Annotated in this window: 24 protein-coding genes and 5 pseudogenes; 18 read left to right on the top strand and 11 right to left on the bottom strand. The window is 69.7% G+C overall.

All coding sequences use genetic code 11. The annotated features are described in order from the left end of the window. Nucleotides 1-24: 24 nt before the first annotated feature. From sufC to ACRRRO_RS19940, 4 genes and pseudogenes are all read left to right on the top strand, one after another. On the top strand, nt 25-780 hold the full coding sequence (sufC, locus tag ACRRRO_RS19955) for a Fe-S cluster assembly ATPase SufC (protein WP_424797612.1): 756 nt from the start codon (nt 25-27) through the stop codon (nt 778-780). Continuing rightward, nucleotides 780-2,087 carry a SufS family cysteine desulfurase gene (locus tag ACRRRO_RS19950; RefSeq protein ID WP_424797613.1) on the top strand — a complete coding sequence of 436 codons (1,308 nt, stop codon included), beginning with the start codon at nt 780-782 and terminating at the stop codon, nt 2,085-2,087. The genes sufC and ACRRRO_RS19950 overlap by 1 nt, the downstream gene beginning before the upstream one ends. Continuing rightward, entirely contained in the window at nt 2,084-2,569 is a 486-nt protein-coding gene (gene sufU / locus ACRRRO_RS19945; RefSeq protein WP_424797614.1) for a Fe-S cluster assembly sulfur transfer protein SufU, read from the top strand. The genes ACRRRO_RS19950 and sufU overlap by 4 nt, the downstream gene beginning before the upstream one ends. 21 nt (nt 2,570-2,590) lie before the next feature. Continuing rightward, nucleotides 2,591-2,946 (top strand): annotated as a pseudogene (locus ACRRRO_RS19940) (metal-sulfur cluster assembly factor). Here the strand turns inward: ACRRRO_RS19940 and ACRRRO_RS19935 are convergent. Next, entirely contained in the window at nt 2,936-3,763 is an 828-nt protein-coding gene (locus ACRRRO_RS19935) for a biotin transporter BioY (RefSeq protein WP_424797615.1), read from the bottom strand. The pseudogene ACRRRO_RS19940 and the gene ACRRRO_RS19935 sit on opposite strands and share 11 nt — an antisense overlap. 106 nt (nt 3,764-3,869) lie before the next feature. Between ACRRRO_RS19935 and ACRRRO_RS19930 the strand changes: the two are divergent. Continuing rightward, nucleotides 3,870-5,469 (top strand): annotated as a pseudogene (locus tag ACRRRO_RS19930) (ABC-F family ATP-binding cassette domain-containing protein). On the opposite strand, the gene ACRRRO_RS19925 reads toward ACRRRO_RS19930, so the two are convergent. From ACRRRO_RS19925 to ACRRRO_RS19915, 3 genes are read right to left on the bottom strand one after another with little or no spacing between them, the layout of a single operon-like run. Then, on the bottom strand, nt 5,442-6,311 hold the full coding sequence (locus ACRRRO_RS19925) for an SURF1 family protein (protein ID WP_424797616.1): 870 nt from the start codon (nt 6,309-6,311) through the stop codon (nt 5,442-5,444). The pseudogene ACRRRO_RS19930 and the gene ACRRRO_RS19925 sit on opposite strands and share 28 nt — an antisense overlap. Then, nucleotides 6,308-6,529 (bottom strand): hypothetical protein, encoded by a 222-nt coding sequence (locus tag ACRRRO_RS19920; RefSeq protein WP_424787845.1) that lies wholly within the window; start codon nt 6,527-6,529, stop codon nt 6,308-6,310. Before ACRRRO_RS19920 ends, ACRRRO_RS19925 begins: the two co-directional genes overlap by 4 nt. Beyond that, nucleotides 6,522-6,818 (bottom strand): DUF3099 domain-containing protein, encoded by a 297-nt coding sequence (locus tag ACRRRO_RS19915; RefSeq protein ID WP_424787844.1) that lies wholly within the window; start codon nt 6,816-6,818, stop codon nt 6,522-6,524. Before ACRRRO_RS19915 ends, ACRRRO_RS19920 begins: the two co-directional genes overlap by 8 nt. A gap of 120 nt (nt 6,819-6,938) precedes the next feature. Between ACRRRO_RS19915 and fabG the strand changes: the two genes are divergently transcribed. Genes fabG through ACRRRO_RS19900 form a run of 3 tightly spaced genes read left to right on the top strand, consistent with a single transcriptional unit; the run spans nt 6,939 to nt 8,996 of the window. Further along, complete coding sequence (gene fabG / locus ACRRRO_RS19910) at nt 6,939-7,667, top strand: 3-oxoacyl-ACP reductase FabG (protein WP_424797617.1); 729 nt, start codon at nt 6,939-6,941, stop codon at nt 7,665-7,667. A gap of 28 nt (nt 7,668-7,695) precedes the next feature. Beyond that, nucleotides 7,696-8,463: an enoyl-ACP reductase FabI gene (fabI, locus tag ACRRRO_RS19905; protein WP_424797618.1), complete on the top strand. Its 768-nt coding sequence runs from the start codon at nt 7,696-7,698 to the stop codon at nt 8,461-8,463. Beyond that, the gene (locus tag ACRRRO_RS19900) at nt 8,463-8,996 is read left to right on the top strand and encodes a SixA phosphatase family protein (protein ID WP_424797619.1); all 534 of its coding nucleotides are present in this window, start codon (nt 8,463-8,465) and stop codon (nt 8,994-8,996) included. Before fabI ends, ACRRRO_RS19900 begins: the two co-directional genes overlap by 1 nt. A gap of 6 nt (nt 8,997-9,002) precedes the next feature. Here ACRRRO_RS19900 and serB read toward each other — a convergent pair whose 3' ends face one another. Further along, nucleotides 9,003-9,641 carry a phosphoserine phosphatase SerB gene (serB, locus tag ACRRRO_RS19895; protein ID WP_424797620.1) on the bottom strand — a complete coding sequence of 213 codons (639 nt, stop codon included), beginning with the start codon at nt 9,639-9,641 and terminating at the stop codon, nt 9,003-9,005. Continuing rightward, nucleotides 9,638-10,882 (bottom strand): glucose-1-phosphate adenylyltransferase, encoded by a 1,245-nt coding sequence (gene glgC / locus ACRRRO_RS19890; protein ID WP_424797621.1) that lies wholly within the window; start codon nt 10,880-10,882, stop codon nt 9,638-9,640. Before glgC ends, serB begins: the two co-directional genes overlap by 4 nt. A 94-nt stretch (nt 10,883-10,976) precedes the next feature. Here glgC and glgA point away from each other — a divergent pair, with 94 nt between their 5' ends. Then, entirely contained in the window at nt 10,977-12,170 is a 1,194-nt protein-coding gene (gene glgA / locus ACRRRO_RS19885) for a glycogen synthase (protein ID WP_424797622.1), read from the top strand. Nucleotides 12,171-12,176: 6 nt separating this feature from the next. Here glgA and ACRRRO_RS19880 read toward each other — a convergent pair whose 3' ends face one another. Continuing rightward, entirely contained in the window at nt 12,177-12,647 is a 471-nt protein-coding gene (locus tag ACRRRO_RS19880) for a hypothetical protein (RefSeq protein WP_434080748.1), read from the bottom strand. Between the two features lie 32 nt (nt 12,648-12,679). After that, nucleotides 12,680-12,934 (bottom strand): hypothetical protein, encoded by a 255-nt coding sequence (locus tag ACRRRO_RS19875; RefSeq protein WP_434080747.1) that lies wholly within the window; start codon nt 12,932-12,934, stop codon nt 12,680-12,682. A gap of 34 nt (nt 12,935-12,968) precedes the next feature. On the opposite strand from ACRRRO_RS19875, the pseudogene ACRRRO_RS19870 reads away from it, so the two are divergent. The 6 genes and pseudogenes from ACRRRO_RS19870 to ACRRRO_RS19845 all read left to right on the top strand — a co-directional run bounded on the left by ACRRRO_RS19870 (nt 12,969) and on the right by ACRRRO_RS19845 (nt 19,696). Continuing rightward, nucleotides 12,969-13,785, top strand: a pseudogene (locus tag ACRRRO_RS19870) (ABC transporter ATP-binding protein). Between the two features lie 75 nt (nt 13,786-13,860). After that, the gene (locus ACRRRO_RS19865) at nt 13,861-14,340 is read left to right on the top strand and encodes an NfeD family protein (protein WP_424791465.1); all 480 of its coding nucleotides are present in this window, start codon (nt 13,861-13,863) and stop codon (nt 14,338-14,340) included. An 88-nt stretch (nt 14,341-14,428) separates the two neighbouring features. Next, nucleotides 14,429-15,699 (top strand): annotated as a pseudogene (locus ACRRRO_RS19860) (SPFH domain-containing protein). 21 nt (nt 15,700-15,720) lie between these two features. Beyond that, entirely contained in the window at nt 15,721-17,442 is a 1,722-nt protein-coding gene (locus ACRRRO_RS19855; protein WP_424797675.1) for an ABC transporter ATP-binding protein, read from the top strand. Then, the gene (locus ACRRRO_RS19850; protein ID WP_424797625.1) at nt 17,439-19,307 is read left to right on the top strand and encodes an ABC transporter ATP-binding protein; all 1,869 of its coding nucleotides are present in this window, start codon (nt 17,439-17,441) and stop codon (nt 19,305-19,307) included. The genes ACRRRO_RS19855 and ACRRRO_RS19850 overlap by 4 nt, the downstream gene beginning before the upstream one ends. An 11-nt stretch (nt 19,308-19,318) precedes the next feature. After that, nucleotides 19,319-19,696: an ankyrin repeat domain-containing protein gene (locus tag ACRRRO_RS19845; protein ID WP_424787833.1), complete on the top strand. Its 378-nt coding sequence runs from the start codon at nt 19,319-19,321 to the stop codon at nt 19,694-19,696. A 91-nt stretch (nt 19,697-19,787) separates the two neighbouring features. On the opposite strand, the gene ACRRRO_RS19840 is transcribed toward ACRRRO_RS19845, so the two are convergent. Then, complete coding sequence (locus ACRRRO_RS19840) at nt 19,788-21,299, bottom strand: catalase (RefSeq protein WP_424797626.1); 1,512 nt, start codon at nt 21,297-21,299, stop codon at nt 19,788-19,790. Nucleotides 21,300-21,367: 68 nt separating this feature from the next. Further along, nucleotides 21,368-21,808, bottom strand: a complete 441-nt coding sequence (locus ACRRRO_RS19835) for a Fur family transcriptional regulator (protein ID WP_424797627.1) — start codon at nt 21,806-21,808, stop codon at nt 21,368-21,370. Nucleotides 21,809-21,897: 89 nt separating this feature from the next. Between ACRRRO_RS19835 and ACRRRO_RS19830 the strand changes: the two are divergent. The 3 genes and pseudogenes from ACRRRO_RS19830 to ACRRRO_RS19820 form a co-directional block, all read left to right on the top strand. Next, a pseudogene (locus ACRRRO_RS19830) lies at nt 21,898-22,158 on the top strand (glycosyltransferase); the annotation flags it as partial. 92 nt (nt 22,159-22,250) lie between these two features. After that, the gene (locus ACRRRO_RS19825) at nt 22,251-23,069 is read left to right on the top strand and encodes a glycosyltransferase (protein WP_434080746.1); all 819 of its coding nucleotides are present in this window, start codon (nt 22,251-22,253) and stop codon (nt 23,067-23,069) included. Further along, a complete protein-coding gene (locus ACRRRO_RS19820; RefSeq protein WP_424797629.1) occupies nt 23,066-23,908 on the top strand; it encodes a TrmH family RNA methyltransferase in 843 nt (280 codons plus the stop codon). Before ACRRRO_RS19825 ends, ACRRRO_RS19820 begins: the two co-directional genes overlap by 4 nt. A 9-nt stretch (nt 23,909-23,917) precedes the next feature. Here the strand turns inward: ACRRRO_RS19820 and ACRRRO_RS19815 are convergent, their stop codons facing one another. Continuing rightward, a complete protein-coding gene (locus ACRRRO_RS19815) occupies nt 23,918-24,109 on the bottom strand; it encodes a hypothetical protein (RefSeq protein WP_434080745.1) in 192 nt (63 codons plus the stop codon). Nucleotides 24,110-24,130 lie beyond the last annotated feature (21 nt).

Below are 24,130 nucleotides of genomic sequence, written 5' to 3'. Positions count from 1 at the left end.
CCAAGGAAGAGAAGAAACCAGCACATGAGCAAGCTCGAGATCAAGAACCTGCACGTCAACGTCGGCACCCAGGACGGCCCCAAGCCGATCCTGAAGGGCGTGGACCTGACCATCAACAGCGGCGAGATCCACGCCATCATGGGCCCGAACGGCTCGGGCAAGTCCACCCTGGCCTACGCCATCGCCGGACACCCCAACTACGAGGTCACCGACGGTGAGATTCTCCTGGACGGCGAGAACGTCCTGGAGATGGAGGTGGACGAGCGCGCCCGCGCCGGAGTGTTCCTGGCCATGCAGTACCCGGTGGAGGTCTCCGGGGTGTCGGTGTCGAACTTCCTGCGCACCGCCAAGACCGCCATCGACGGCCAGGCCCCGCCGCTGCGGACCTGGGTCAAGGACATGAACACCGCGATGGAGGGCCTGCGGATGGGCACCGACTTCGCCCAGCGGGACGTCAACACCGGCTTCTCCGGCGGTGAGAAGAAGCGCCACGAGATCCTGCAGATGCAGTTGCTCCGGCCGCGGTTCGCGATCCTGGACGAGACCGACTCCGGCCTGGACGTCGACGCCCTGCGGATCGTGGGCGAGGGCGTCAACGCCGCCCAGGCCGAGACCGGTGCCGGCATCGTGCTGATCACCCACTACACCCGGGTTCTGCAGCACATCAAGCCCGACTTCGTGCACGTGTTCGTCAACGGGCGCATCGCCGAGGAGGGTGGCCCCGAGCTGGCCGACCGCCTTGAGGCCGAGGGCTACGACCGGTTCCTGCAGGCGGTGTGATGACCAGCGCGCACCGCATCGAGCACCGGAGCGGACTCAGCGAGTCCGAACTGGCGGCGGTGCGCGCGGACTTCCCGCTGCTGCGCCGCACGGTCCGGGGTGGCCGTCCGCTGATCTACTTGGACACGGCGGCCACCTCGCAGAAGCCCGAGTGCGTCATCGACGCCGAGCAGGACTTCTATCACGCCCGCAACGCCGCCGTGCACCGCGGCGCGCACGCCCTGGCCGAGGAGGCCACCGAACTCTTCGAGCAGGCCCGTGCCGGGGTAGCCGCCTTCGTGGGGGCCGACGACGACGAGATCGTCTGGACCAAGAACGCCACCGAGGGCATCAACCTGGTGGCGTACGCGATGTCGAATGCCGCCGCCGGCCGCGGCGGCGCCGCGGCCCGGACGCTGGCGGTGGGCCCGGGCGATGAGATCGTGGTGACCCAGGCCGAGCACCACGCCAACCTGGTGCCCTGGCAGGAGTTGTGTGCCCGCACCGGCGCCACCCTGCGCTGGATCGGTCTGGATGCCCAGGGACGACTCGACCTGGCAGGCCTGGACGTGATCGGCCCGGCCACGAAGGTGGTCGCCTTCACCCACGCCTCGAACGTGACCGGAGCGATCACCCCGGTGGCGCCGGTCGTGGCCGCCGCCGAGGCGGTCGGTGCCCTCACCGTGCTGGATGCCTGCCAGTCCGCCGCGCACCTGCCCCTGGACCTGCACGCCCTGGGGGTGGACTTCGCGGTGTTCTCCGGGCACAAGATGCTCGGCCCCACCGGTATCGGCGTGCTCTACGGCCGTCGTGAGCTGCTGGAGGCGATGCCCCCGGTGGCGACCGGGGGATCGATGGTGGAGGTGGTCACGATGACCGGGACCACCTACGCCCCGCCACCGCAACGGTTCGAGGCGGGCACCCAGATGGTGGCCCAGGCCGTGGGCCTGCACACCGCGGTCGGGTACCTGCAGGAACTGGGCATGGCGGCACTGGCCGCCCACGAGGCCGCGCTCACCGAGCACCTGCTCACCGGTCTGAGTCGCATCGAGGGGGTGCGCGTGCTCGGACCGACCGAACCTGCGGACCGGCTCGCGGTGGTCTCCTTCGCGGTCGAGGGCATCCACCCCCACGACGTGGGCCAGGTGCTCGACGACGCCGGCGTGGCGGTCCGAGTGGGCCACCACTGCGCACAGCCGTTGCACCGGCACCTGGGCGTGCCGTCCTCCGCGCGCGCCTCGGCCGGGGTCTACACCAGCCATGAGGACATCGATCAGTTCTGCGCCCACCTGGCCCGGGTGCGCACCTTCTTCGAAGGAGCAGCATGAGCAACCTGGACCAGCTGTACCAGCAGGTGATCCTCGACCACGCCAAGCAGCGCACCGGGCACGGGTTGCGCGAGCGCGCCGACGGTGAGTCATTCCAGGTCAACCCGACCTGTGGTGACGAGGTGCGCCTGCAGGTTCACCTCGACACCTCCACCGGCGCGCCCCGGATCGGCGAGGTCACCTGGGAGGGGATGGGCTGCTCCATCTCACAGGCCTCCACCTCGGTGCTGACCGAACTGATCAGGGACGTCCCGGTGGGACGGGCCGATGAGATCACCGAGGCGTTCCGGGCGTTGATGGACGGGCGTGGCCGGCCGCTCGCCGAACCCCGGGCGGAAATACTCGGCGATGCCACCGCCTTCGTCGGGGTGGCCCGCTATCCGGCACGGATCAAGTGCGCGCTGCTGGGTTGGATGGCACTCCGGGATGCCACCGCGCAGGCGCTGGTTGCAGATTCGTCCGGGCCCGAGGACACTACGTGAGGAAGCGAGGCAGAGGAAACCATGACTGACATCGAGATCGAGAACGAGTACCAGCCGCCTGCGGGAGCACCGACCGCCGCGGACGTGGAAGAAGCGTTGCGCGATGTGATCGACCCCGAACTCTCGGCATCAACATCGTCGACCTGGGCCTGGTGTACGGGGTCAGCCTGGACCAGAACAACCAGGCGATCATCGACATGACACTGACCTCGGCGGCGTGCCCGCTGACCGACGTGATCGAGGATCAGGCCGCCCAGGTCCTGGAGGGCATCACCGAAGGCTCCCGGATTAACTGGGTCTGGATGCCGCCGTGGGGTCCGGAGAAGATCACCGACGACGGCCGCGAGCAGCTCCGGGCGCTGGGCTTCAACGTCTGAGCAGACCGGGGACGAAGCGGTGCACGCCCACGGCGATCACCGCCACCAGGATGCACTGGGCGACGTCGAAGGGGAACCGGGCCGACATGGTGGCGAACACCGCCCAGCCGCCGACGTCGGTCCGGTCGAACAGGGTCCACAAGCCGCCGGCGTAGATCAGCACCAGACCGGCCAGGGCGGCGAAGAAGAACCAGCCGAAGAAGTACCAACCGGAGGTCACCGGTGAGCGCAACGTCGCGTGGCGGGCGCTGATCCACCCCGTGATCAGCACCGCCAGCGGCAGGGTGAGCAGCACCCCGGCCCACGGGCCGTCGGTATGCGCGGCGGTGCCGTCGCCGGCCCAGGCGGCACCCACCAGGCCCATCACCAGGTAGAGCACCGCAGCCAGCAGCCCGCGCCACGGTCCCAGCACGGCCCCGGCCAGCAGCGCCGCGCCCACGAACAGCCACAGCGGCGCGGACAACACCCCGACCTCCCACTCCACCTGTGCCGCGACCGCGATCAGCAGTGCGGCCAGGGCGGTCACCGCGACCCCGGCGGCCACCTGGACCAGATTCACCTGTGCGGCCCACCGGCTGAGCGGAGCCGCCTTCTCGGTGACCCACCGCGCCTTGGGCGTGCTGCGCTGCCACCCCTGGGCGAGGGCCTCCTCGGCCCGGCGCCATGCACCGGAGCGGGTGCGGGCCGACTCGGTGGCACCGGACCGCTCGGGATCGGTCCCACCAGCGCCGGCTGTGGCAGGTGACGGCTCGCCCTCATCGACGGCGGTGCCGGGGCTGGGCACCCCGCGTACCGGGGTCGGATCGGCCGTACTCATGCTCTGCACCTTATCCGCCACCGTGCCCACGACGCCCGCCGTGGCCCGACCTGGGCGGGGAATTCCAATTGTCGGAACACCGATCAGGCCACCTACACTCGGCCCGGTGATCACCGCTACTGACGTCGAACTGCGAATCGGTGCCCGCCAGCTGCTGGACGGCGCCACCTTCCGGGTCGACACCGGCGACCGGATCGGTCTCGTGGGCCGCAACGGGGCCGGCAAGACGACCCTGACCAAGACCCTGGCCGGCCAGCATCAGGCCAGCGCCGGGACGATCACCAGCACCGGTGAGGTGGGCTACCTGCCCCAGGACCCACGCACCGGGGACCTGCAGGTGGTCGCGATGGACCGGGTGCTGTCCGCCAGAGGGCTGGACGAACTGCTGCGCCGCGTCCGCAAGGCCGAGACCGACATGGCCAGCGACGACGAGGACACGCGCGAGCGAGCGATGGCCCGGTACTCCCGCCTGGACGCCGAGTTCACCGCCCAGGGGGGATGGGCGGCCGAGTCGGAGGCCGCCCGGATCACCTCCAACCTCGGGCTACCGACCCGGGTCCTGGCCCAGCAGTTGAGCACCCTGTCCGGTGGCCAGCGGCGCCGGGTGGAACTGGCCCGGATCCTGTTCTCCGGTGCCGAGACGATGCTGTTGGATGAGCCCACGAACCACCTCGACGCCGACTCGATCACCTGGTTGCGTGACTTCCTGGCCACCTATCCCGGTGGTTTCATCGTGATCAGCCACGACACCGACCTGCTGCGTGCCACCGTGAACAAGGTGTTCCACCTGGACGCCAACCGCGCGGAACTGGAGGTGTACAACCTGGGCTGGGACGACTATCTGGCTCAGCGCGAGACCGATGAGCGCCGCCGCCGGCGGGAACGGGCGAACGCGGAGAAGAAGGCGGCCACCCTGGTCGCCCAGGCCGAGAAGATGCGCGCCAAGGCCACCAAGGCCGTCGCCGCGCAGAACATGTTCCGCCGGGCGGAGCGGATGCTGTCCGGCCTGGAGTCGACCCGGACGGCGGACAAGGTCGCCAACCTCCGGTTCCCGGACCCCGCTCCGTGCGGGCGGGTACCGTTGTCGGCGCGGGGGCTGTCCAAGAGCTACGGCTCCCAGGAGGTGTTCATCGATGTGGACCTGGACATCGATCGGGGCTCCAAGGTGGTGGTGCTCGGACTCAACGGTGCCGGCAAGACCACCCTGCTACGTCTGCTCGCCCAGGTGGAACAGCCCGACTCCGGCCAGATCAACCCCGGCCACGGGCTCAAGATCGGCTACTACGCCCAGGAACACGAGAACCTGGACACCGGTGCCACCGTGGTGGAGAACCTGCGCCGCAGCGCTCCGCACCTGACCGATACCCAGGTACGCAGCGTGCTGGGCTCGTTCCTGTTCTCCGGCGACGACGCCTTCAAGCCCGCGCGGGTGCTCTCTCGGTGGTGAGAAGACGCGACTGGCGCTGGCGGTGCTGGTGGTCTCGGCCGCGAACGTGCTGCTGCTGGATGAGCCCACGAACAACCTCGACCCGGCATCCCGTGCGGAGATCCTGGAGGCGTTGCGCAACTTCACCGGTGCGGTGGTGCTGGTCAGCCACGACGAGGGAGCCGTGGCGGCGCTGGATCCCGAGCGGGTGCTGCTGTTGCCCGATGGCGACGAGGACCTGTGGAGCGAGGACTACGCCGAACTGGTCGCGCTGGCCTGAATCTGGGTCTCGATCGCCTCGTCCTCGTCGGCATCGGCCCGGCGGCGCACCGGGGCCGGTGCGCGCGGGTCCCGGGCCTCCCTGCGGGCCAGGATCACCAGGGCCACGTAGAGGCCGAGGGCGAAGACCCACCACTGCAACGCGTAGGACAGGTGCGACCCGAGGTCCGCGACCGGACGGGGGAGCAGGTTCAGTTCCGCCGGGACGACGTCGGAACCTCCCTCGGTCTCGGCGGCCAACTGGCCGTAGATCCCCGTGGCGAGCACGTACCCGGCGCTGTCATCCTCCTCGGTGCCGGTGGCTGCCGTCAGCGCCTGGGTGGGGTTCAGCCGGTGTATCTGCCCCGCGTCGAGCTCCCGCGGCGAAGGCCCTTCTGCGGGGCGCAGCCGCATGGTGGTCGTGACCTGCCCGCTGGGTAGTTCCTGGGCTGCGGCGTGGTCGGCGAAGGTGTCGGTGGTGTACCAGCCCCGGTCCACCAGCACAGCCCAGTCCGGCCCGTCGCCGACGTCCACGGCCAGCACTCCCACCACGTGATCGGCCGGGTTGCCCGCAACCCCGCGCTGGGGCAGCACCACCACCTCCCCGAGATAGCGGCCCTGAACCTGCACCGGGCGCCACTGGTGAGCAGGATCCAACTCGGCACCCGGCCGGCTGACCAGGTCGGTCAGTGGAACGGGGTCCTGGTCGAAGTTCGCCTCGACGAGGGCGACCTGGTCGGCGCGACCCTGGTACCGGGACCACTGCCAGTACCCCAGGAGGGCGCAGACCACCGAGATGGCCACCGCCGCGGCGATCAGGCCGAGCCAGCGGCGGCTGGTCAGGAAGGAGTAGCGCGATGTCATGGGCCGGCGGGTCGTTCCTCCGGCGGCAGGTCGGCCAGGGCCACCGTCTCCCGGTGGAACCCGCGGGCGCCCAGGAAGTTCTCCAGGTGGGTGCGGTGGTCCGGACAGGCCATCCAGATCTTGCGCCGTCCGGGGGTGTGCAGTTTCGGATTGTTCCACCGCAGCGCCCACTGCGCACCGGCGCGGCAGCCCTTGGCGCTGCAGATCAGGTCAGTCATGGCGCTGCTCCAACTCCACCCGACCGGAGGCGGTGATCTGCGGATCGGGCTCGGTATAGGGGGTGGCTCCGGTGGGTTTGTCCACGCTCTCGCTGCCCAGGGCCACCGCCACATAGGGCAGCACCACCGCCAGGACGATGCTCACCCAGCGCAGCCAACCCTCGGTGTAGACGGCCCCGACCAGCCCGGCGCACCTGATCCCCATCGTGATCAGGTACCGCCGCATCCGCCTGCTGTTGCGCACGCTGAGTGGTTCCGCGGCGCTGGTGACGGAGTGGACCTCGGGCATACCTGCCAGCCTACGCCGCGCGCGGCCATGATGACTCGCCGGGCCGTGCTCCGGTCCGTTCCCCGTGGGGACCGCCGGTGCACTACCGTCTATGCGCAGTTGCTAGTCGAAGGGATCAGCGTGAGCGAGCAGCACAGCAGTGATCAGCCCCGCACCGTGGTGGTGACCGGAGCCAACCGCGGGATCGGGTATGCGATCGCGCAGCGGTTCGCCGCGGCCGGGGAGAAGGTGGCCGGGATCCACCGCAGCGGCGAGGTGCCGCCGGGGGTCCTGGGCGTACGGGCCGACATCACCGACACCGATTCGGTGGACTCCGCCTTCACCACCATCGAGGCCGAACTGGGCCCGGTGCAGGTGCTGGTGGCCAACGCCGGGATGAACCGGGACATGCTGCTGCTGCGGATGAGCGAGGAGGACTTCGCCGACGTCGTGGATGTCAACCTCACCGGCACGTTCCGGTGCGTCAAGCGGGTCAGCAAGGGGATGGTCCGCCAGCGTGGTGGGCGGATCGTGCTGATCTCCTCGGTGGTGGGCCTGTACGGCTCACCCGGGCAGATCAATTACTCCTCGGCCAAGGCCGGCCTGGTGGGCATGGCCCGCTCGATCACCCGGGAACTGGGCGCCCGAGGCATTACCGCCAACGTCGTCGCCCCCGGTTTCATCGACACCGCGATGACGGCCGAACTACCCGAACAGACCCAGGCGAAATACCTGGAGGCCATCCCCGCGGCCCGGTTCGGTGCGGTGGAGGACGTGGCCACCGCGGTGGAGTTCCTCGCCGCACCGCAGTCCGGTTACATCTCCGGGGCGGTGCTGCCGGTGGACGGCGGCCTGGGCATGGGTCACTGAGACGAACACGAGAGGTAGCGAGAACAGCATGGGACTTCTGGACGGAAAGAAGCTCTTCATCACCGGGGTGCTGATGGAGAGTTCGATCGCTTTCCATGTGGCGCGCCTCGCCCAGAACGAGGGCGCCGACGTGGTGCTGTCCTCCTTCGGGCGGCAGCTGCGCCTGACCCGCGCCATCGCGCGCCGGCTGCCGAAGGAGGCACCGGTGGTGGAACTGGACGTGACATCCGCCGAGGACCTGGAGGCCCTGGCCGGGCGCGTGGGTGAGCACACCGACCACCTCGACGGCGTGGTGCACTCCATCGGGTTCGCCCCGCAGTCGGTGATGGGCGGGAACTTCCTGGACGGGCAGTGGCCGGACGTGGCCACCGCGTTGGAGGTCTCGGCGTACTCGCTGAAGTCTCTCGCGGTGGCGACCCGGCCGATGCTGCGGCCCGGCTCAGCGGTGGTGGGGCTCACCTTCGACGCCCGCTACGCCTGGCCGGTCTACGACTGGATGGGAGTGGCCAAGGCGGCCTTCGAGTCCACCGCCCGCTACCTCGCCCGGGACCTGGGCCCGGACGGGATCCGGGTGAACCTGGTCTCGGCGGGCCCGATCCGCTCCACTGCCGCCAAGTCCATTCCCGGGTTCGCCCAGATGGAGGGCGCCTGGCCCGACCGGGCGCCGCTGGGCTGGGACGTGGACGACCCGGAGCCCACCGCCCGGGCGGTGGCCGCGTTGTGCTCGGACTGGTTCCCGGCAACGACCGGCGAGATCGTGCACGTCGACGGCGGCGTGCACGCGATGGGTCAGTGATGGCCCGGCTGAGCCTGCTGCGGCACGCCCAAGCCGAACCCCACGCCCCCACCGGTGCCGATGTGGACCGGGCGCTCAGCCTGCACGGACGCACCCAGGCCAAGGGGCTGGCGGCGCTGCTCACCGCACACGGCGCGGTGCCCGGCCTGGTGCTGTGCTCCAGCGCCAATCGTGCCGTCGAGACGTGGAAACTGATCGAGACCGGCCTGGGCGAGCAGGACGTGGACACCACCGGCATCGAGGTGCGCCGGGCGCCGGAGATCTACGGGGCCGGTGCGGGTGAGTTGCTCGACCTGGTTCGCGCGTCGCCGGCGCAGACCGTCTCGGTGCTGGTGGTGGGGCACGAACCGGTGATCTCCCACGTCGCCCGGATCCTGGCCGGGCCGGACTCCCAGGAGGCCGCGATGGCCCGGGTCCGCACCGGAATGAGTACGGCCATGCTCGCCGTGCTGGGGGTGGACCGACCCTGGGCCGAGCTCGGCCGCGGCGCAGCCACCCTCACCGACCTGGCCGAACCACAGCCGGGCACCTGAGGGCGCTCAGCGGTCCAGGACGGCCAGCAGCGCGTCCAGCCGGTCGGTCAGGACCACGTCGGCTGCCTCGGCCAGGGCCTGCTTGGGCCGGTAACCCACCCCGAGGCCGGCAGCGGTGACCATGTCCAGGTCGTTCGCGCCGTCGCCGACGGCCACCGTGTCGGCCAGGTCGATGCCCTCGGCGGCGGCGAACGCGCGCAGGAAGTCCGCCTTGGTCGCCCGGTCCACGATCTCCCCGCGCAGCCGCCCGCTCAGGCGGGCGCCGTCGTCGTCGGTCTCCAGGCGGTTGGCCTGCACCCGGGTGATGCCGTGCGCGGTGGCCAGGGGGTCGACGATCTCATGGAAACCCCCGGAGACCAGGCCCACCGGCCAGCCCCGCTGATGCAGCCCCGCGATGAGCTCGCCGGCGCCGGGGCTGAGGCTGATCCGGGCCCGCACCGCGTCGATCGCCGAGGTCGCCAGGCCGGCCAGCGCGGCCACCCGCTCGCGCAGCGCCGCAGCGAAATCGAGTTCCCCGGCCATCGCGCGTTCGGTGATCGCCGCCACCTGCGGGCCCACCCCCGCGTGGGCGGCGAGCAGGTCGATCTGTTCCTCGGCGATGAACGTGGAGTCCACATCCAGCACCACCAGGCGGCGCCGGCTCATCCGTGCGTGATCCGGGTTCCCTTGGGCACCACGGTGATGCCGGCATCGGTGACGGTGAACCCACGGGAGGCATCCAACTCGGTATCCACACCCACCGAGGCACCCTCGCTGACCACCACGTTCTTGTCCAGGATCGCCTTGTGCACGTGCGCGTGCCGGTGCACCACGACGCCGTCGAGCAGTACCGAGTCCGCCACAGTGGACCAGGAGTTCACCCGGGTGCCGGGGGAGAGGATGGAGCCGCGCACGTCACCACCGGAGATGACCACTCCGGGGGAGATGATCGAGTCCACCGCGTGCCCGGTCCGTCCCGCCACGGAGTGCACGAACTTCGCCGGCGGCAGGCCCACGTAGCCGGTGTGCACCGGCCAGTCGTCGTTGTACAGGTTGAACACCGGCTCGACGTTGATCAGGTCGATGTTCGCGTCGTAGTAGGAGTCCAGGGTTCCCACATCACGCCAGTAGTTCCGGTCCCGGTCGGTGGAGCCTGGTACGTCGTTGTGGATGAAGTCGTACAGCCCGGCCTGCCCCTTGTCCACGAAGTAGGGCACGATGTCCCCGCCCATATCGTGCCTGGAGGTGGTGGACCTGGCGTCCTCGCGGACCGAGGCGACCAGGGCGTCGGCATTGAAGACGTAGTTGCCCATGGACGCCAGCACCTCCCGGGGGGAGTCGGCCAGGCCCTGCGGATTCTCCGGCTTCTCCAGGAACGCCGCGATCCGGCTCGGATCGGCGGTGTCGGCGTCGACCACGCCGAACTGGTTCGCCAGTTCGATCGGCTGGCGGATCCCGGCCACGGTCATCTCCGCGCCGGAATCGATATGGGTGTGCACCATCTGGGAGAAGTCCATCCGGTAGACGTGATCGGCACCGACCACCACCACGATGTCCGGCTTCTCCTCGTCGATGATGTTCAGGGATTGGTAGATCGCATCGGCGCTGCCCAGGAACCAGTTCTTGCCCACCCGCTGCTGGGCCGGCACCGGGGCCACGTAGTTGCCGAGCAGGGAGGACATCCGCCAGGTCTTGGCGATGTGGCGGTCCAGGGAGTGCGACTTGTACTGGGTCAGCACCACCACGCGCAGGTACCCGGCGTTGACGACATTGGACAACGCGAAGTCGATCAGGCGGTAGATCCCACCGAAGGGAACCGCAGGTTTTGCCCGATCCGCCGTGAGCGGCATCAGCCGCTTCCCCTCGCCTCCAGCCAGGACAATCGCGAGAACCCGTGGTGTGGCCATGCCATGAACCCTAGGCTGAGCACGCGGGTTCAGCCACCGATTCCGCACCGCAAGTTCCCGCCGTGGTGTCCGGTGGGGGGAAGGATGCCTCACCATGCGCGTCGACCTGCTCACCAGGGAGTACCCGCCGCACGTGTACGGCGGAGCCGGCGTGCACGTGACCGAACTCGCCCGGGTGCTCCGAGCGCACGTGGACGTGCAGGTGCGCTGCTTCGACGGCGCCCGCACCGACGCGGGAGTACACGGTTACGACGAACCCGAGGGGTTGGCGCAGGCCAACCCGGCGCTGCGCACCTTCGGCGTCGATCTGGCGATGGCCGCCGACGCCGCCGGAGCCGACCTGGTGCACTCCCACACCTGGTACGCCAACCTCGGCGGGCATCTGGCCGGCCTGCTGCACGGCATCCCGCACGTGCTCAGCGCGCACTCACTGGAGCCGCTGCGCCCCTGGAAGGCCGAGCAGCTCGGCGGTGGGTACGCGCTGTCCGGCTGGGCCGAGCACACCGCCTACTCCTCCGCGGCCGGGATCATCGCGGTCAGTCACGCGATGCGTGCCGACATCCTGGCCGCCTACCCCGACGTGGATCCGGAGAAGGTCTCGGTGGTGCACAACGGGGTGGACCTACAGAACTGGGCCCGCCCGCAACGCCAGGTCAGCGAACAGGTCGCGCGGCGCCACGGGGTGGACCCGGAGGTGCCGGCGGTGATCTTCGTGGGCCGGATCACGCGGCAGAAGGGCCTGGCCTACCTGGTGCGGGCCGCGCACCAACTGCCGCCGGAGGTGCAACTGGTGCTCTGCGCCGGCGCCCCGGACACCCCCGAGATCGCCGCCGAGATCAGTGCGGCGATCGGCCGGTTGCGGCGTACCCACCCGAACGTGATCTGGATCGACCGGATGCTCCCGCACGCCGACGTGGTCGGACTGCTGGCCAGTTCCACCGTGTTCGCCTGCCCCTCGATCTATGAGCCGCTGGGGATCGTGAACCTGGAGGCGATGGCGCTGGGCGTGCCGGTGGTCGCCTCGGCCACCGGTGGCATTCCCGAGGTGGTCGCCGACGGTGTCACCGGAACCCTGGTGCCGCTGGACCAGGCCGACGACGGCACCGGCACCCCGAGTGACCCGGAGGCCTTCGTGGCCGACGTGGCCCGGGCGTTGAACGACATGCTCGCCGACCCCGAGCGCGCCGCCGCGATGGGGGAGGCCGGCCGGGTCCGGGCGGCCGAACACTTCTCCTGGGACGCGATCGGGGAGCGCACGCTGGAGGTCTACCGCAGCGTGCTGGGCTAGTGCCGGTCAGAACCCGGAAACGCTGACGGCGCACAGGGCGCCGCGGGCGGCCGCGGCCACGTGCCGCAGAGCGGCGGTGCGCTGATCGGCCTGCCAGGAGTTCACCGCGGCGCCGTCGTCCTGGGTGGCCAGGTCCACGATGGCTTGCAGGCGCACCGCGCGGGAGAGCACGTGCGAGCGCCTGGGATCCAGACCGGGCGGGATCCGGTCGGCGGCCGGCGGGGGCAACTCGTCGCTGCCGAGCATCGCGATCTCCTCGGCGGCCTCCTCCCGCCACCGGGCCACATCCATACTGAGCAGGGTCTCGATCGCCAGGTCGAGCGCCTCGGCGAGCCCGGTGCGGGCCTCGGCCATCGTGATCACCGGCGGCACCCACCCCGACCCGTCCACCGGCTCGGTCCAGACCTGCCAGCCCAGCAGCTCACCGGGTTCGAGTTCGGAGCCGAAGGCCCGCTCATCCGGGACCGCGATCCGCAACAGCCCCGGGGCGCCGCGGGGTGGGCCGCTGATCAGCGCCTGCCCGGCCTCAGCGCCGCCGCGCGCGCCGGGGCCGGCAGCGGGACCGGCTCGCCCGGTACCGGCGTCACCGCCAGGACCGCGGTACCGGCGACCTGGGTGAGCAGATCCGCGGTCGGCATCCCGTCGTCGTCGGCCACCGCCCGCACCGCCCGGGCCGCCTGCGCCAACTCCTCCGGGCTCGGGGCGGTGCCGAGCCGGTTCGCCCACAGGGCGACCAGCACGGAACGGGGTATGTCGAGGCGCATGGTGACCACCGTAGGTGAACTAGGCTCTGGCGATATGGGTGATGTGCTCAACCTGACCGATGTGACCGTGCGCCGCGGCGCCAAGAACATTCTCGACGGCGTGGACTGGTCGGTCGATGAGGGGGACCGGTGGGTGGTGCTCGGCCCGAACGGGGCCGGCAAGACCACGCTGATGCAACTCGCCGCGGCCCGGATGCACCCCACCTCGGGAACGGTGGAGGTCTTCGGAGAGCGCCTGGGCGCGGTGGACGTGTTCGAGTTGCGGCCGCTGATCGGGCTGGCCAGTGCGGCGCTGGCGGACCGGATCCCCGGTGGTGAGGTGGTGCTGGACGTGGTCCGCACGGCCTCCTACGGGATGACCGGACGGTGGCGGGAGTCGTATGAGGAACTGGATGACTCCCGCGCGATGGATCTGCTGGCCGCCTTCGGGGTGGCCGATCTCGCCCAGCGCCGTTTCGGCACCCTGTCCGAGGGCGAGCGCAAGCGAACCCAGATCGCCCGTGCCCTGATGGCCGATCCCGAACTGCTCATCCTGGACGAACCCGGCGCGGGGCTGGACCTGGGTGGCCGCGAGGAACTGATGGGCGCGCTGACCGAGCTCGCCCGCGATCTGGCCTCGCCGGTACTGGTGCTCATCACCCACCACGTGGAGGAGGTGCCCGAGGGCTTCACCGACGCGATGCTGATGCGCGAGGGGAAGGTGGAGGCCGCCGGGGAACTGTACTCGGTGATGACCGAGCAGAACCTCTCGCGCACCTTCGGGTCTGGATCTGGTGGTGGAGCGGCACGGGCAGCGCTGGAGCGCCCGCGGACGGCCCCACCGCTCCCGGAGCGGCGGTGCGCACGCCTGAGACCGGGCGAAAGGGGCCAGCGAAGAGTTTACGAGTCGTTTAGACTAACGGGGACGACACGCGGGAGGTATGGGAATGGGCTGGCTGTGGTGGCTGGGGGTGGCATTGGTCCTGGGCGTCGTCGAGATGCTCACCGTGGACCTGCTGTTCCTGATGCTGGCCGGCGGCGCCACCGCGGCAGCGATCTCCGGGGCGCTGGGAGCCCCGTTCTGGCTGCAGTTGATCATCGCGGCGGTGGTCTCGGTAGGGCTGCTGGTGCTGGTGCGCCCCTGGGCCCTGGCCAAACTCAAGGCGAACACCCCGCAGGCGCGCACCAACGTGGACGCGCACCGCGGTCGGATCGCCACCGTGGTCTCCGACGTCTCTGACCGGGCCGGCCGCGTGAAACTGACCGGCGAGGTGTGGACCGCACGCACCGAGGCGCCCGGGGCGGTGCTGCCGGTAGGGGCCCGGGTGAGCGTGGTGCGCATCGAGGGCGCCACCGCGATCGTGGAACCGCTGCCGGTGGAGACCAACCCGAGCCAGCCCTACGGCCCGCCGGGGCCCGGATACTGACCCCCAGCCCCTAGGCTGTCAGCAGTACTGATCCGACCACCAGTCATCAATCAAGGGAATTAGCGTGACCGGAGCACAAATCGGTTTCATCGTGGTGGCGGTCATCTTCGCCATCTTCGTCATCGTGGCGATTCGCCAGTCGATCCGGATCGTGCCACAGGCCGTGGCACTGATCATCGAACGGCTGGGCCGCTACCAGTCCACCATGTACGCGGGGTTGCACTTCCTGATCCCCTTCATCGACCGCGTCCGGGCCGGGGTGGACCTGCGTGAGCAGGTCGTGTCGTTCGCCCCGCAGCCGGTGATCACCTCCGACAACCTGGTGGTCTCCATCGACACGGTCATCTACTTCCAGGTGACCGAACCCAAGGACGCGACCTATGAGATCGCGAACTACATCACCGGTATCGAACAGCTCACCGTGACCACGTTGCGTAACGTGATCGGGTCGATGGACCTGGAGCAGACCCTGACCAGCCGGGACCAGATCAACGGGCAGTTGCGCGGGGTACTGGACGAAGCCACCGGGCGCTGGGGGATCCGCGTGAACCGCGTCGAACTCAAGGCGATCGACCCGCCGGCCAGCGTGCAGGGCTCGATGGAGCAGCAGATGCGCGCCGAGCGGGATCGCCGTGCGGCGATCCTGACCGCCGAGGGTGTCAAGCAGTCCCAGATCCTGACCGCCGAGGGTGAGAAGCAGGCCGCGATCCTGCGGGCCGAGGGTCAGGCGCAGTCCGCGATCCTCAAGGCCCAGGGTGAGTCCCGCGCCATCCTGCAGGTGTTCGACGCCATCCACCGCGGTGACGCCGATCCGAAGCTGCTGGCCTACCAGTACCTGCAGATGCTGCCGCAGATCGCAACGGTTCCTCCTCCAAGCTCTGGGTCATCCCCACCGAGTTCACCGCTGCGCTGGGCTCGATCTCCTCCGCCTTCGGCGGCGGCGCCACCCCGCCCGGGTTCGAGGGCTTCGGCGATGACGACGACGACGGTGGCGACGGGAACGGCGACGGCGACGGGAACGGCGGGCCGAGGAAGAAGCGGAAGAAGGAGCGCGCCTCCACCGTGGAGCACATCGAGGGCCTGGACGTGGAACTCCCGGAGACCTCGCTGCAGGACCCATCCGAGGCGCTGCGGGAGGCTCGCGGACAGGTCGATGAGGCCACCGCCGAGGCGACCACGGCCGGGGAGACCTCCGGGCGTCCGTTCTCCGGTGCGGCCGAGGCCGGCCAGGTGCCCGAGGGCGGCGAGGACGCCGCGCCGCCCCCCGCCCCCGCAGCCGCGTCAGTAGCCGGCGCCACCGCTGCGCTCACCGCGAACGCAGCCGCCCCGTCCACACTCGATGTGGGCGGGGCGGTGTAGCCTCACGGCGTGCGTGATTTGATGGGCCGCTACCTGCGGCCTTACCGGGGTGCGATCGGGCTGGTCGTCGTCTTGCAGTTCGCCCAGACCATGGCGGCGCTGTTGCTGCCGAGCCTGAACGCCCGGATCATCGATGAGGGGATCGTGCCCGGGGACACCGGGCTGATCCTGCGCCTCGGTCTGGTGATGCTCGGCGTCTCGATGATCCAGGTGCTCGCCGCCGTGGGTGCGGTCTACGTGGGAGCGCGCGCGGCGATGAGCGTGGGCCGCGACGTGCGGCAGGCCCTGTTCACCCGGGTGCAGCGCTTCTCCACCCAGGAGATCTCCGTCTTCGGTGCTCCGTCGCTGATCACCCGCACCACCAATGATGTTCAGCAGGTGCAGATGCTGGTGCTGTTCACCCTGATCATGATCGTGATGGCACCCATCATGCTGCTGGGCGGGGTGATCATGGCGGTGCGCACCGACGCGGGCCTGTCGCTGCTGGTGGTGGCAGTGGTGCCGGCACTGGCGACCGCGATGGGCCTGGTGGTGTGGCGCGCGATCCCGCACTTCAAGGCGATGCAGGAGCGGATCGACGGGATCAACCGGGTGATGCGCGAACAACTCGGTGGGATCCGGGTGATCCGGGCGTTCGCGAAGGAGCGGCGGGAAGAAGCCCGCTTCACTGTAGCCAGCGTCGCCCTGGAGGACGTGGCGATCAAGGTCGGCAAACTCATGGCGCTGGCCTTCCCGCTGGTGATGTTCATCATCAACGGTGGTTCGGTGCTGGTGATCTGGTTCGGCGGGCACCGGGTGGAGTCCGGGCAGACCCAGGTGGGGGCGCTGGTGGCGTTCCTGGCCTACCTGATGTTCATCCTGATGTCGGTGATGCTCGCGACCATGTTGGTGATGTTCGCCCCGCGGGCCCTGGTGTCGGGAGGCCGGATCCAAGAGGTGCTGGACTCCATACCCACGGTGACGCCCCCGGCCAGGCCCGAGCGCCCGGGCGCGGTGCGCGGGCTGGTGCAGTTCGAGTCGGTCAGTTTCGGTTACCCCGGCGCCGACGCCGATGTGCTGCACGAGGTGAGTTTCACCGCCGAGCCGGGCCGCACCACCGCGATCATCGGCTCCACCGGCTCCGGTAAGTCCACCGTCGTTAACCTGGTGCCCCGCCTGTTCGACGCCACCGGCGGCCGGGTGCTGCTGGACGGCGTGGACGTGCGCGATTTCGATCCCGACCTGTTGGCCACCATGATCGGCCTGGTCCCCCAGCGTCCGTACCTGTTCTCCGGCACGGTCGCCTCCAATCTGTCCTTCGGGCGCGCCGAGGCCACCGAGGAGGAGATGTGGGAGGCCTTGCGGATCGCCCAGGCCGCCGACTTCGTCGCTGACATGGACGGCGGGTTGCACGCCGAGATCGCCCAGGGCGGCACGAATGTCTCCGGTGGTCAGCGACAGCGGATCTCCATCGCCAGGGCGTTGATCCGGCAGGCGCCGATCTACCTGTTCGACGACTCCTTCTCCGCCCTCGACTACACCACCGACGCCGCCCTGCGCAGCGCGATGCGGCCGGCAACATCGCAGTCGACCGTGATCGTGGTGGCCCAACGAGTGGCGACCATCCGGGACGCCGACCAGATCCTGGTGCTCGACCATGGCCGCCTGGTAGGGGCGGGAACCCACACCGAACTGCTCGAGGGCAACGTCACCTACGCCGAGATCGTCAACTCCCAGCTCAGCGCCGCCGAGGCGGGCCGATGAGCGGGCACCGAGCGCCCCAGCGCGGGCCGGCCGGCCACGGCGGCGCGGGCCGGATGCCGGGGGAGCGTCCGGCACAGTTCGGCCCGACCGTGCGCCGGGTGATCGGCGAACTGCGTGACCAGCGGGCACGGATCATCGCCGGGTTCGTGCTCGGGGGTATGGGCGTGATCCTGAACGCGGCCGGGCCGATGCTGTTGGGCAGGGCCACCGACATCGTGGTGGACGGGATGCTGGGTGGTGCTGGTGTGGACTTCGCCGCACTCGCCCGGGTCCTGGTGCTGGTCAGCGGGGTGTACGCGGTCGGGGCGACCTCGATGTGGGCGCAGGGGGTGCTCACCACGGTCGCGGTGCAGCGCACCCTGAACATGATGCGCCTGAACCTGCAACGCAAACTCTCCCGGGTACCGCTGTCCTACGTCGACGCCCGCCAGCGCGGGGAACTGCTGTCCCGGATGACCAATGATGTGGACAACCTGGCCCAGACACTGCAGCAGACCCTGTCGCAATTGATCACCGCGGTCCTGACGATCCTGTCGGTGCTGACGATGATGATCATCATCTCCCCGCTGCTGGCTCTCGTGGCGGTGGTCACGGTGCCGCTGTCCGGCTTCATCGTGGCCCAGATCGCCCGACGCTCCCAGCCGGAGTTCATCGAGCAGTGGCGCCGCACCGGGACCTTGAACGGGCACGTGGAGGAGATGTACACCGGGCACGCCCTGGTCACGGTGTTCGGGCACGAGGGCACCGCCCAGGAGACCTTCGCCCGCGAGAACCAGGCGCTCTACCAAGCGTCCTACCGCGCCCAGTTCATCACCGGCATCATCCAGCCGGTGATGGGGATGATGTCCAACATCGGGTACGTCCTGGTGGCGGTGATCGGTGGTCTGCGCGTGATCTCCGGGCACCTGAGCATCGGAGAGGTGCAGGCGTTCGTCCAGTACTCGCGCCAGTTCGGCCAGCCGATCACCCAGATCGCCGGGATGCTGAACCTGCTGCAGTCCGGAGCGGCGTCGGCCGAGCGGATCTTCGAGGTACTGAGCGCTCCGGAGGAATCGCCCGACCCGCAGGTCAGCGCGGAGGAGTCGATCCCGGAGCAGGTGCGCGGGCACGTGGAGTTCCGCGACATCTCCTTCCGCTACCGCGAGGACACCCCGCTGATCGAGTCGTTGTCACTGGTGGCCGAGCCCGGGCAGACCGTCGCGATCGTGGGGCCCACCGGCGCGGGCAAGACCACCCTGGTGAACCTGCTGATGCGCTTCTATGAGGTCGATGGCGGTCAGATCACCCTGGACGGGGTGGACATCGCCACGGTGCCGCGGGCACAGGTGCGCTCCAACATCGGGATGGTGCTGCAGGACACCTGGCTGTACTCGGGCACGATCGAGGAGAACATCACCTACGGCGTCGACACCGAGGTGGGGCACGAGGAACTGGTCGCCGCGGCCCGGGCCACCCACGTGGATCCGTTCGTGCGGACGCTGGCGCACGGCTACCAGACCCAGATCGACGACGAGGGCGTGCGCGGCACCGCGGTCAGTGCGGGCGAGAAGCAATTGCTCACCATCGCCCGGGCATTCCTCGCCGATCCACCGATTCTGATCCTGGATGAGGCCACCAGTTCGGTGGACACCCGAACCGAGGCGTTGGTGCAGGAGGCGATGGGCGCACTGCGACAGGGCCGCACAAGCTTCGTCATCGCTCACCGGCTGTCCACCATCCGCGACGCCGATGTGATCCTGGTGATGGAGTCCGGCAGCATCGTCGAACAGGGCAACCACGACGAGTTGCTCGGCGCCGGCGGAGCCTACGCCCGGCTGTACGAGTCCCAGTTCGCCGCAGGGGCGCAGGTGGGCGAGTCGGAGTAGGCTCGGTCGCCATGGGCTCGCTGTCGGAGGAACAGACCGCCAAGGTGATCGCGCTGGCCATGGACCTGGCCCGCGCGGGGCAGGCCGAGGAACTGGGGGAGTTCGTCGATCGGGGTCTACCTATCGACGTCGCGGACCGTGAGGGCAACACCCTGCTGATGCTGGCGGCCTACCACGGGCACGCCCGGACCGTGGCCGCCCTGATCGAGCGGGGAGCGGATGTGAACCTACGCAACGCCCGGGACCAGTCCCCGATCGCCGGCGCCCTGTTCAAGGGCGAGGACGAGGTCGTGGCGATGCTGCGGGCCGCTGGCGCGGACCTCGATGCCGGCACCCCGAGCGCTCGGCAGACCGCTGAGCTGTTCGGGCGCGCACATCTGCTGGAGTGACCACTGCGCGCCAGGGAGATCGGCGCGACGTGCTGAAAGGCCCGGGCGACCGTAGATGGTTACCCGGGCCCTCAGGTCAGCGAGTCGCGGCTCAGACGTGCACCGGCTCGTTGTCCGGGTTCGCGTCCAGGGAGTCCAGGGTCCCGGCCGCCAGGGCCTCGATCGCTCGGCGCACACCTTCGCCGTAGGCCGGGTCGGCCAGGGTGCAGTTGTGGATGTGCCGCTCGATGGTGGACTCCGAGGCGCCGTCGATCGCCCGTGCGGTGTTGGCGAACAGACGCTGCTGCTCCTCGGGGGTCATCAGGCGGAACAGGTCACCGGGCTGCTCGTAGTAGTTCGAGTCGTCCTCGCGGAAGTCGAACCGGGCGGCGGTGTCACCGATCGCCTGGCTGGGGTCGGCGTAGGCCGGGGTCGCCTCGAAGCGACCGTAGCTGTTCGGGGTGTACCCGGGGGTGCCGCCCTGGTTGCCGTCCACCCGGCCCAGACCGTCGCGGTGGTAGGTGTTGACCACTGTGGCGCCGCGGGGGTAGTTGACCGGGATCTGGTGGTGGTTGACGCCCAGGCGGTAGCGGGCGGCGTCGCCGTAGGAGAACAGCCGGCCCTGCAGCATCCGGTCGGGGGAGAACCCGATGCCGGGCACGATGTTCGCCGGGGTGAAGGCGACCTGCTCGACGTCGGCGAAGTAGTTCTCCGGGTTGCGGTTGAGCTCGAACTCACCGACCTCGATCAGCGGGTAGTCCTTCTTCGACCAGACCTTGGTGAGGTCGAAGGGGTGGAAGCGGTAGTTCTGCGCGTCGGCCTCCGGCATCACCTGGACGAAGAGCGTCCACTTGGGGAAGTCGCCACGCTCGATGGCCTCGAAGAGGTCGCGCTGGGAGGACTCGCGGTCGTCGGCGATCACCTTGGCCGCCTCGGCATCGGTGAGGTTCTTGATGCCCTGCTGGGTGCGGAAGTGGAACTTCACCCAGAAGCGCTCGTTCTGCGCGTTGATGAAGGAGTAGGTGTGCGAGCCGAAGCCGTGCATGTGCCGGTAGCCGTCCGGGATACCGCGGTCGGACATCACGATGGTCACCTGGTGCAGTGCCTCGGGCAGGCTGGTCCAGTAGTCCCAGTTGTTCTCCGCATCGCGCAGGTTGGTGCGCGGGTCACGCTTGACCGCGCGGTTGAGGTCGGGGAACTTGTGCGGGTCACGGTGGAAGAACACCGGGGTGTTGTTCCCGACCATGTCCCAGTTGCCCTCCTCGGTGAAGAAGCGCAGGGCGAATCCGCGGATGTCGCGCTCGGCGTCGGCGGCGCCACGCTCGCCGGCCACCGTGGAGAAGCGGGCGAACATCTCGGTCTGCTTGCCGACCTCGGAGAAGATCGCGGCCTTTGAGTACTTGGAGATGTCGTGCGTGGTGGTGAAGGTCCCCCACGCGCCCGAGCCCTTGGCGTGCATGCGGCGCTCCGGGATCACTTCACGGTCGAAGTGGGCCAGCTTCTCCAGGAACCACACGTCCTGCAGGAGCATCGGGCCCCGGGCGCCGGCGGTGATGGCGTTGTCGTTCTCCGCGACCGGCGCGCCGGCGGCAGTCGTCAGGGGCTTGGTGTTGTCTACGGTCATTCCTTGCTCCTTAGCGGGAATCTGGGTTTCTCTGATGCAGGTCCGGTGCCGTTCCCGGCAACGGTGGTTCAGTTGTGTACCGGGATCGCCTGGGCAGCACTGCGGCAGTCGGCGCAGGTGCCCCAGTAGATGACCTCGGCGGTATCGATGGTGAAGCCGTGATCCTCACTGGCGTGCAGGCACGGTGCCTCGCCGACGGCACAGGGCACGTCGTGGATCGCGTCGCAGGCCCGGCACACCACGTGGTGGTGGTTGTCCCCGCGGTAGAGTTCGAACCGGCCAGGTGACCCGTCCGGCTCGATCCGCCGCAGGAGCCGAGCGTCGGTCAGGGCGTGCAGCACGTCGTAGACCGCCTGTGTGGAGACGGTGCCGAGCCGCTCATGCACGGCGTGACGGATGGTCTCCGCAGTGGCGTGCGGGTGGGCCTCCACCTCGGCCAGGACCGCCAGCCGCGGTGCGGTGACGCGTAGTTCCGCGGTGCGCAGCATGTCGGCGTGGCTGGTGGACATGGCTCTAGAGTAGATCAGTTTCCGGAACAGTTCAAGTTAACGCGGCGTGCCCCATCGCCGGGCTGGAGTGCATCTGGCACCATGGCACCGTGCGTATCGCCGTGGTGGCCGAGTCCTTCCTACCCCAGGCCAATGGGGTGACCGTGACCGCGCTCCGGCTGCTGGAGTACCTGGACGCCCACGGCGACGAGGTGCTCGTTCTGGCTCCGGCACCGAGCCGCGGTGAGGACGCGGTGGACCAGTACGCCGGCGCAAGTGTCTACCGGTTCCGGTCGGTGTCCCTGCCGGGATATGCCGAGATGCGCCTGTCCAACCCCCGGGTGCGCACGCTCGCCGAGCACCTGCGCTACTTCAATCCGGATGTGGTGCATCTGGCCGCCCCGTTCCTCTGGGCCGGCAGGCGATCGGCGCCGCACAGTCCCTGGACCTGCCCACGGTCGCGGTGTACCAGACCGAGGTGCCCACCTACGCCCGGCGGTACCACGCCAAGCAGATCGAATCCCTGCTCTGGCGCCGGATCGAGCACATCCACAAGCGGGCCACGTTGTCCCTGGCTCCGTCCAGTTACGCATGCGCCCAACTGATCGAACGAGGGGTGCACCGGGTCGCGGTATGGCCGCACGGGGTGGACCGGGACCGCTTCGACCCGGTGTACCGGGACGAGGCGCTGCGTGCCACTCTGGCCGGACCGGGCGAGGTGATCGTCGGATACGTCGGGCGCCTGGCCAGGGAGAAGCAGGTGGAGGACCTGGCCGCGCTGGCGTATCTGCCGAATATCCGCGTGGTCGTGGTGGGCGATGGCCCGCGCCGGGAGAAACTGGCCCAGTCGTTGCCGGGCGCCATCTTCACCGGACACCTGCAGGGACCGGACCTGCCGCGGATGATGGCCAGTTTCGACGTCTTCGTCCACACCGGCCAGATGGACACCTTCGCCCAGACGATCGTGGAGGCCCAGGCCTCCGGGGTGCCGGTGGTGGCCCCGGCCCGAGGGGGCCCGCTGGACCTGGTCGAGCCCGGGAGGACCGGATTCCTCTACCCCCCGGACAGCCTGCCCGAACTGGCCCGGCACGTGCGCACCCTGACCGAGGACGCCGGATTGCGGCTGGTGATGGGGGTGGCGGCACGCGAATCCACCGCCAACCGGACCTGGGAGGTGGTCAACGCCGAGATCCTGCGCCATTACACCAACGCGGTCACCTTCAACCTGCGTGACCGGGCCCAGCGGTTCCGCCCCCCGAGGCGGCGGTTGCTGACCCGATGATCGTCGAGGTCACCGACCTGGACGCGGTGGAACTGTCCGCCTACGCCAGGCTCACCGATGTGGCGCTGCGCTCCCGGCACGAACCGGCCAAGGGGCTGTACATCGCCGAATCATCCCTGGTGATCGAGCGTGCGGTCGCGGCCGGGCACCTGCCCATCTCCTTCCTGATGGCGCCGAAGTGGCTGGAGTCGATGCGCCCGGTCATCGCCGCCGCCTGCGGTGGTCACGATGACGGGGGAGACGTCCCGGTCTACCTGGCGAAGGAGCCCGTCCTGCAGGAACTGACGGGATTCCGGATGCATCGTGGCGCGCTGGCAGCGATGCGCCGGCCCTCGCTACCGCAGGTCAGCGAGGTACTGACCGGCGCCCGGCGGGTTGCCGTGTTCGAGGACGTGGTGGACCACACCAACCTTGGGGCGGCGTTCCGGGCCTGTGCCGGGCTGGGGGTGGATGCGGTGCTGATCACCCCCCGGTGCGCCGATCCGCTCTACCGGCGCAGCATCCGGGTGTCGATGGGCACGGTCTTCCAGGTGCCCTGGACCCGGATCGAACCATGGCCGGGCGACGGTCCCCAGGAAGGGGTGGAGGCGTTGCGCTCGCGCGGCTTCACTGTCGCTGCTCTGGCGCTGGCCGACGGCGCGGTCAGCCTGGTGCAGGTGGAGGCGGACCTGCCGGACAGACTCGCCCTGGTACTGGGTACCGAGGGGGATGGATTGCGACGCGAGACGATCGCCGCTTGTGACCTCACCGTGCAGATCCCGATGGCCGGTGGGGTGGACTCCCTGAACGTGGCCGCGGCCGCCGCCGTGGCGCTGTGGGCCACCCGGTTGCGGTCCTGACCGCGCGCCCTAGTGGACCATCGTGGGGTCGCGTAGCGACCAGGCGACGGCGCTGGCCATGACGGCGATGAGGGCGAGTGCGAGCAGACCGGCGGTGTGGGACCCGGTCAACGCAACCGAGACGGCCGGGATCATGGGGGCGATCGCTGCGGCGGTGATCGTGGCCGACTGCGCCATGCCCTGGACGCGGCCGAGGTTCACCGTTCCGAAGGTGCGAGCCCA

Source organism: Sanguibacter sp. Z1732 (assembly GCF_051020515.1).
In the GTDB taxonomy this organism is placed as follows: Bacteria; Actinomycetota; Actinomycetes; order Actinomycetales; family Beutenbergiaceae; genus CALKWS01.
This window is presented reverse-complemented; position numbering and strand designations above follow the sequence as displayed.

Bases quoted from the DNA above. Each gene is read 5' to 3' on its own strand.
- ACRRRO_RS19845 (WP_424787833.1), top strand. From the start codon at position 19,319: ATGGGCTCGCTGTCGGAGGAACAGACCGCCAAGGTGATCGCGCTGGCC.
- ACRRRO_RS19915 (WP_424787844.1), bottom strand. From the start codon at position 6,818: ATGCCCGAGGTCCACTCCGTCACCAGCGCCGCGGAACCACTCAGCGTG.
- sufC (WP_424797612.1), top strand. From the start codon at position 25: ATGAGCAAGCTCGAGATCAAGAACCTGCACGTCAACGTCGGCACCCAG.
- ACRRRO_RS19920 (WP_424787845.1), bottom strand. From the start codon at position 6,529: ATGACTGACCTGATCTGCAGCGCCAAGGGCTGCCGCGCCGGTGCGCAG.
- ACRRRO_RS19855 (WP_424797675.1), top strand. From the start codon at position 15,721: ATGGGCCGCTACCTGCGGCCTTACCGGGGTGCGATCGGGCTGGTCGTC.
- ACRRRO_RS19950 (WP_424797613.1), top strand. From the start codon at position 780: ATGACCAGCGCGCACCGCATCGAGCACCGGAGCGGACTCAGCGAGTCC.
- ACRRRO_RS19925 (WP_424797616.1), bottom strand. From the start codon at position 6,311: ATGACATCGCGCTACTCCTTCCTGACCAGCCGCCGCTGGCTCGGCCTG.
- ACRRRO_RS19875 (WP_434080747.1), bottom strand. From the start codon at position 12,934: ATGCGCCTCGACATACCCCGTTCCGTGCTGGTCGCCCTGTGGGCGAAC.
- sufU (WP_424797614.1), top strand. From the start codon at position 2,084: ATGAGCAACCTGGACCAGCTGTACCAGCAGGTGATCCTCGACCACGCC.
- ACRRRO_RS19865 (WP_424791465.1), top strand. From the start codon at position 13,861: ATGGGCTGGCTGTGGTGGCTGGGGGTGGCATTGGTCCTGGGCGTCGTC.
- glgC (WP_424797621.1), bottom strand. From the start codon at position 10,882: ATGGCCACACCACGGGTTCTCGCGATTGTCCTGGCTGGAGGCGAGGGG.
- ACRRRO_RS19835 (WP_424797627.1), bottom strand. From the start codon at position 21,808: ATGTCCACCAGCCACGCCGACATGCTGCGCACCGCGGAACTACGCGTC.
- ACRRRO_RS19850 (WP_424797625.1), top strand. From the start codon at position 17,439: ATGAGCGGGCACCGAGCGCCCCAGCGCGGGCCGGCCGGCCACGGCGGC.
- ACRRRO_RS19820 (WP_424797629.1), top strand. From the start codon at position 23,066: ATGATCGTCGAGGTCACCGACCTGGACGCGGTGGAACTGTCCGCCTAC.
- ACRRRO_RS19840 (WP_424797626.1), bottom strand. From the start codon at position 21,299: ATGACCGTAGACAACACCAAGCCCCTGACGACTGCCGCCGGCGCGCCG.
- ACRRRO_RS19900 (WP_424797619.1), top strand. From the start codon at position 8,463: ATGGCCCGGCTGAGCCTGCTGCGGCACGCCCAAGCCGAACCCCACGCC.
- glgA (WP_424797622.1), top strand. From the start codon at position 10,977: ATGCGCGTCGACCTGCTCACCAGGGAGTACCCGCCGCACGTGTACGGC.
- fabI (WP_424797618.1), top strand. From the start codon at position 7,696: ATGGGACTTCTGGACGGAAAGAAGCTCTTCATCACCGGGGTGCTGATG.
- ACRRRO_RS19935 (WP_424797615.1), bottom strand. From the start codon at position 3,763: ATGAGTACGGCCGATCCGACCCCGGTACGCGGGGTGCCCAGCCCCGGC.
- serB (WP_424797620.1), bottom strand. From the start codon at position 9,641: ATGAGCCGGCGCCGCCTGGTGGTGCTGGATGTGGACTCCACGTTCATC.